Raw genomic sequence first — 7,007 nt, 5'->3', positions numbered from 1 at the left:
GTGCTAAACATATTGAGTAAATGCCCTTTCAGCTTTTCATCCTGCTCATAAACGATGGTATTTTTGGAATTATCCAGCAGGTCATCCGGGTTTATCATCCTGGTGAGCGGGAATACCTGGTCGCCCAGTTTTAAAGCATAAGCCATTACCAGCGCATCGGGGTTGCAGGGCACCGGGATCAGGTCGTTTTTATTGAAGATGTTGGTTTGCTCCAATATAGCGGTACGCACTTCGGTAAGTGTATAACGGTCGGTTTGCTCATTAAAATTCTCCAATCTACCGGCCTGTTGTGTTGGTTGAAAAGTTACGCCGCGAATGCAGGGTTGTTTAAGCGCGTATTCAATTATAGCACCTATTTCATCAGTATTTAAGCCTTTTTGCAGGGTGACTACCAATGTGGTCGATAAGTTATATTTATTAAGATGTTCTATAGCTTTTAATCGTACTTCGCGCAGATCTTCTCCCCTTAGCTGCTCCAATGCCTCTTTCTTAAAAGAATCAAATTGCAGGTAGATCTCAAAATCGGGCATATAAGTGGCCAGTCGTTTTACAAAGCTTTCGTCCTTGGCTATCCTTATGCCATTGGTATTCAGCATCAGGTGTTTGATGGGTTTTGTTTTGGCGATATCCAGGATTTCAAAAAACTGTGGGTGTACGGTTGGCTCTCCCCCGCTTATCTGTACCACATCAGGCTGGCCTTCATTTTCTACAATTACATCCAGCATTTGCTCAATTTCCTGCAGGGTACGGTGCCTGCCATACGTGGGCGACGACATGGCATAACAGGTTGGGCAGCTTAAATTGCACCTATCTGTAACCTCAATAACCGTTAAGCAGGAATGCTGTTCATGATCCTGGCACAAACCACAATCATAAGGGCAGCCATAATGCGTTTTGGCATTAAATTTTAACGGCATTTCGCTGCGCTTGGCATAATTGCGGCAGTTTTTATAATATTCTATATCGGTGGCTATAAGCACCTTTTCAAAACCATGCTGACGGCAGTTTTTAAGCATGTACACCTTATCGTCCTCAAAAACTATCTTGGCATCAACCCTGCGCAAGCAAGTAGAACAAATGCTTAGCGTAAAATCATAATAAATATACGGGCGTTCAGGCATAGGTTTTTATCAGTTTTGATGGATACAGAAATACTTTATAATAATACAAAATACCTGCGATACAAACTAACTGTATTACCGAAAGACCGAAACTAAAAAAGTAATCGGGTTTAATAAACTCATCCAAAAGCCTGAATAGCAGGTAACTCACCATAAATAGCTTAAACTTTGAACCATCGGTAAAATGATGGCGCTTTTCAATCGTTTTTAATACTATCCAAAGCATTATCCAGAATAGAATTTCGTACAGGTTGGTGGGATGCCTGCGAATACCATCGCCAAAGTTAATTGCCCAGGGAAGTTTGGAAGCTATGCCATAGGTACCGTCTTCCGGTCCGGCCAGGAAGCAGCCTGTACGGCCGATGATCATGGCCAATATCAAAGGGTAAACCATTATATCGCCGGAAGACACGGTTACGCCGATCTTTTTTTTGGTAAGCTCTACTCCTATCAGCCCACCTAACATCCCGCCCACTATGGTTTTATTGCCCATAAAATAAATAAGGTTAAACTTTGACAGCAATGTAGGATTTTCTAAAATCCCAACCACATGCGAGCCTACAAATGCACCGAAGGCTGCACCGATAAAAATGATGAGCCGGTTTTCGGTGCTGATCTGGTCACGGGTATTCCGGCGCAACCAGGCATAATAACGGTAACCTAAAAAATAGGCCAATGTTTCGCACACAAAATGTACCGGGATGGAGGATTTGCCTATGGGGATGTTTACGGGGAAATGCAAAATGCGATGTTTAGTAAAACACTAAAATATTCTTTTTATTTTATGCCACATGCCCCTGGTAAAAGAATATCGTACAGAAATGCCTCCGACTATAAGGTCAACCGAACTAATACTCGTGTACATTTAAGCATCAAAGGGCCATGTTCCCATTTTGAAACAAAAAAGTGTTATTTAGCAAAATCTTCCTTTGTTAAATAACGTTAAACTATTCTTAAGTTCCATTAAACTATGAGTTTTTGATTTATAACTTTTGTGGCTCTTAAATTGAGGCTAAAATTAGCCGGATTTGTGAGATAGGTGGATGATAAGTTTCCAATTAATCCGGCTCTATATATCCCGATATAAATTGATTTTTCTTCAAAAAAGTGCATTTATAGTGAAGACAGGAACACTATATAGAAATTAACTAACAAAGAAACAAGAAGTAAATCACTTTGCATCTTTGCGCGAGATAAATTCAGATATCGAACTACAGTCCGCCAGCTTAATTTTAATCATAAGTTAATAATTGGATTTATAATGTTGATTATCAGCTGCATAAGTGTTCCGGTCTTTGTTGGTTTTTAAAAAGCTTAAGTTATTGATAATCAACCACAATGCGTTCCAAAGCGTTCGGGGTGTTCCACTGCACTCAAATGGAACACTTAATAAATCAAATTTAAACAGCCTCTGAGTGAATTTTCTATATGATGCAGGCAGATCAGGCTTTCCATAAATCTTTTTAATTTTTCGTATCATTTCTAAAGCAAAATAAAATTTCCGGGCATCCTTTGTATATTGCTTCCATTAAAGCATCCCCATGAAAATTAAATTTACAGGCTTAGTTTTACTTRCACTTTTGGCTGTTAATGCCCAGGCTCAAAAAAGAAAGATAAACCCCGGCGATACTACCTCAAACTATAATCCGGCAACAGCATTTTCGCCGCAGTTTTATAGCGAAAAGGGTAATGAATTTCACTCGGCCAATGGCGATCCGGGACCAAAATACTGGCAGAATAGGGCTAATTATAACATTAAAGTAACGCTGGATACCGTAAACAAAACCATTGATGGTACGGTATCGATAGATTATATCAACAACAGTCCCGATGAATTACAATACCTGTGGCTGCAATTGGATCAAAACACCTATAAAAAAGAAGCCCGCTCCAACTTTTTTACCGGCCGGGTGCCAGGCCCAAACCAACATACCAACGGTTATACCATAGAATCGGTGGCATTAGACCTGGGCGACATTGTTAAACAAATACCCTTTGTTATTACCGATACCCGGATGCAGGTACGCCTGCCCCATGCTTTGGGCAAAGGAGCCCTCCGCTTAAGGATCAAATACCATTATACCATTCCCGGCGATTTTGGCAACCGTACCGATTATGTAGATACTAAAAATGGCAAGATATATGAGATAGCCCAATGGTTTCCGCGCATGTGTGTTTATGACGATAGCCAGGGCTGGCATACTCTGCCGTTTTTAGGAGCAGGCGAGTTTTACCTGGATTATGGCGACTTTGATTACCAGGTTACCGTACCCTGGGATATGATAGTAGCTGGATCGGGCGAATTGGTAAACCCTAAGGAAGTGCTTACAGCTAAGCAAATTGCCCGTTTGGATGAAGCCCGTAACAGCGACAAAACCATCATGATCCGCAATCTGGCCGAGGTGACCGATCCGTTAAGCCGCCCGGTAAACAAAGGTACGCTTACCTGGCATTATAAAATGCTTAACACCCGCGATGTTGCCTTTGGTGCCTCAAAAGCTTATATATGGGATGCTGCCAGGGTAAATTTACCCGGCGGCAAAAAATCACTGGCCATGTCGGTATACCCTGCCGAAAGCGTTGGCGCCGATGCATGGAACCGGGCTACCGAATATTTGAAAAAATCGATTGAGTATTTTTCAGAAAAATGGTTTGTTTACCCCTATCCCGTTGCCATTAACGAAGCCGGTATTGCAGGTGGTATGGAATACCCGGGCATTGTATTTGACGGCATTACCGATAAAGACAAAGAACTTTATTGGGTAACCGCTCATGAAATTGGTCACAATTGGTTCCCGATGATCGTAGGATCAAACGAGCGCCGCTTTGGCTGGATGGATGAAGGATTTAACACGTTCATAGATATTTATGCATCAGATGCCTTTAATAAAGGCGAGTACGCCCCCAAACGTGATGGCGAGTATGCGCCCGGCGGCGGCAACCCTGCCGATGAGATCATCCCGATTTTAACTGACGCCGGCTCGCCGCCAATTATGACAGCTGCGGACGCCACACCCGAAAAATACCGCCATCCATTAGTGTATTTTAAGCCTGCATTCGGATTGGTTTTACTGCGCGAGCAGATATTGGGTAAAGACAGGTTTGACTATGCCTTCCGCAACTACGTCAGCAAATGGGCCTATAAACATCCACAGCCGGATGATTTTTTCAGGTCGATGGAAAACGGGGCTGGCGAAGATCTATCCTGGTTTTGGAAAGGCTGGTTTTATAACAACTGGGTTAGCGATATTGCTGTTATAGATGCCAAAAATGTAGTTAGTGATGCCACTAAAGGGGTAAAAATAACCGTTGTGAACAAGGAACAGCTACCTATGCCATTTACCGTAGAGATAAAATATAAAGACGGCAGCAAAAAGCGCAGCTATCTGCCGGTTGAAACCTGGATGCAGCGTAAAGTGGTAACCGTTACCTTACCAGCCACACAGGATGCTGAAAGCATAACCATCGACCCGGATAATGCTTTGCCGGATTTGAACAGGGGGAATAATAGTGTGAAGGTGAGTCCCCCAACCCCCTAAAGGGGGAGTTTCTGATTTGCAATTAACCTCGTTTATTATTGCTCCCCTTCCAGGGGGCTGGGGGGCTTCTCATTAATTTGTCAATCTTAGCCCTTACATTAATCTTTTAATAACCTAAAGCTTTATCTTTGTTAACATGAACACAGCCGATCTGTTGCAACGCGCTTTGCGGTTTGATTTTTTAACCGAGGATGAAGGCGTTTACCTGTATAACAACGCATCCACTGCCGACCTCATGTACACTGCCAACGAATTGCGTAAAAAGCAGGTTCCGCATGGTAAGGTTACCTGGCAGATAGACCGTAACGTTAACACCACCAACGTTTGTATAGCCAATTGTAAGTTCTGTAACTTTTTCCGCAGGCCGGGCCACGAGGATAGTTACATTACAGATATTGAAACTTATAAAAAGAAGATAGAGGAAACTTTCCGCTACGGCGGCGATCAGCTGCTATTGCAGGGCGGTCATCACCCCGACTTAGGGCTGAAGTTTTATACCGACCTGTTCAGGGAGCTGAAGCAGCTATACCCTAAATTAAAACTACACTCTTTAGGCCCGCCAGAGATTGCACACGTGGCCAAACTGGAAGGCATGAGCCATATTGATGTGCTGCGGGCGATGAAAGAATCCGGCTTGGATTCACTGCCCGGCGCGGGTGCCGAGATCCTGAACGATCGCGTGCGTCGCCTGATATCAAAAGGCAAATGCGGCGGCAGGGAGTGGTTGGATGTAATGCGTGCGGCTCATCAATTGAATTTGCCTACATCTGCCACCATGATGTTTGGCCATATTGAAACCATTGAAGAACGTTTTGAGCACCTGGTTTGGATTCGCGAGGTACAGGCAGAAAAGCCTGAAGGACATTATGGTTTTGTGGCCTTTATCCCATGGCCTTTCCAGGATGATGGTACCCTGCTGCGTAAGGTACGCGGCATTACCAATAATGTAACCGGCGATGAATACATCCGCATGATAGCACTAAGCCGCATTATGCTTCCCAATATTAAAAACATACAGGCTTCATGGCTTACCGTTGGTAAACAGGTAGCGCAGTTGTGCCTACACGCTGGTGCTAACGATTTTGGGTCGATCATGATCGAAGAGAATGTGGTTTCGGCTGCAGGGGCTCCGCACAGGTTCACTGCAAAAGGTATCCAGGAATCTATCCTCGAAGCCGGTTTTGAACCACAGCTACGCACCCAAAAATACGATTGGCGCGATGTGCCTGTTGAAATTGAAGAACAGGTTATTAATTATTGATTGGTGAGCGGTGAGTAGTGAATGGTGAGTGGCGAGTTTTTGCTTGTTAACTTAACCAACCATTCACCGCTCACTACTCACCATTCACTACTCACCACCCCACCATTCACAAAAATGGAACATTACATAGAAGCACTCATTTTCGCGTCAGAACAGGGTATCCGTATGGAGGAGATCATGTATTGTTTGCAGGCTGCCTTTGAACGCGATTTTAATACAGATGAGGTAAATGAAAGCCTTAAAGCTATCGAACTAAAATATAGCGATGATAAACTGGCCATCGAACTGGTAAAAGTGGGTAATGGATACCAGTTTTTCACCAAAAAACAATACCACCCTGTTATTAACCTGTTGCAGTTACAGCGATCCAAAAAAAGATTGAGCCAGGCTGCGTTGGAAACCCTGGCCATCATCGCCTACAAACAGCCGGTTACCAAAACTGACGTAGAGCAGATCCGCGGTGTAAACTGCGATTATTCGATCCAAAAACTACTGGAAAAAGAGCTAATAGCTATAATTGGGAAGTCGGAAGCCTTAGGAAAACCAATACTTTATGGCACCAGTGGCTTATTTATGGATTATTTCGGCATCAACAGCATACAGGAATTGCCTCAGATTAAAGATTTTAACAGTAATTCAATCGCTATAGGCGAACAAACAGAATAATTTTAATTTCATCTTTTTAATAAAAATGAAATTGATTATTTTTACTATTGGATAAGGAAATAAAAGTCTCAAAAAAATTCTTGCTTTTTATCCGATTTAAAGTATTATTGACAAAGTTTTACAAATAAAATCCGTTACAATGGGAGCGCCAAAAAAACCGATTACTAAGAAGATCGACAATTCCGAAGATGACAATGAAGACAATGATGATCTGATTCTCGACTCAAAAACAAAGAAAAAGGTTGATGACGACGATGATGATTTTGATGGCCCGTTGGATGATGATCTGGGCAGAGGATTTGATTCTTTTGACGAAGAAGACGACGAAGATTATTAAATGATGATTTTGATGGCCCGTTGGATGATGATCTGGGCAGAGGATTTGATTCTTTTGACGAAGAAGACGACGAAGATTATTAA

6 protein-coding genes are annotated in these 7,007 nt (G+C 42.7%); 4 read left to right on the top strand and 2 right to left on the bottom strand.

Going from position 1 to position 7,007, the window contains the following annotated elements:
- On the bottom strand, window positions 1–1,121 hold a 1,121-nt coding region (locus AC1DPZ_RS18965), incomplete at its 3' end, for a radical SAM protein (RefSeq protein ID WP_477406293.1).
- Window positions 1,114–1,863, bottom strand: coding sequence for a prolipoprotein diacylglyceryl transferase (locus AC1DPZ_RS18960; RefSeq protein ID WP_477406291.1), 750 nt, complete (start codon window positions 1,861–1,863; stop codon window positions 1,114–1,116). The genes AC1DPZ_RS18960 and AC1DPZ_RS18965, both read right to left, overlap by 8 nt.
- 799 nt (window positions 1,864–2,662) lie before the next feature.
- Here AC1DPZ_RS18960 and AC1DPZ_RS18955 point away from each other — a divergent pair.
- The 4 genes from AC1DPZ_RS18955 (at window position 2,663) to AC1DPZ_RS18940 (ending at window position 6,924) form a co-directional block, all read left to right on the top strand.
- Window positions 2,663–4,660, top strand: coding sequence for a M1 family metallopeptidase (locus tag AC1DPZ_RS18955; protein ID WP_477406289.1), 1,998 nt, complete (start codon window positions 2,663–2,665; stop codon window positions 4,658–4,660).
- A 136-nt stretch (window positions 4,661–4,796) separates the two neighbouring features.
- Complete coding sequence (gene mqnC, locus AC1DPZ_RS18950; protein WP_477406287.1) at window positions 4,797–5,921, top strand: cyclic dehypoxanthinyl futalosine synthase; 1,125 nt, start codon at window positions 4,797–4,799, stop codon at window positions 5,919–5,921.
- Window positions 5,922–6,035: 114 nt separating this feature from the next.
- Window positions 6,036–6,587 carry an SMC-Scp complex subunit ScpB gene (gene scpB, locus AC1DPZ_RS18945; RefSeq protein ID WP_477406285.1) on the top strand — a complete coding sequence of 184 codons (552 nt, stop codon included), beginning with the start codon at window positions 6,036–6,038 and terminating at the stop codon, window positions 6,585–6,587.
- A gap of 139 nt (window positions 6,588–6,726) precedes the next feature.
- The gene (locus tag AC1DPZ_RS18940; RefSeq protein WP_477406283.1) at window positions 6,727–6,924 is read left to right on the top strand and encodes a hypothetical protein; all 198 of its coding nucleotides are present in this window, start codon (window positions 6,727–6,729) and stop codon (window positions 6,922–6,924) included.
- Window positions 6,925–7,007 lie beyond the last annotated feature (83 nt).

It is taken from the genome of Mucilaginibacter sp. P4_G9 (assembly GCF_056400985.1).
This window is presented reverse-complemented; position numbering and strand designations above follow the sequence as displayed.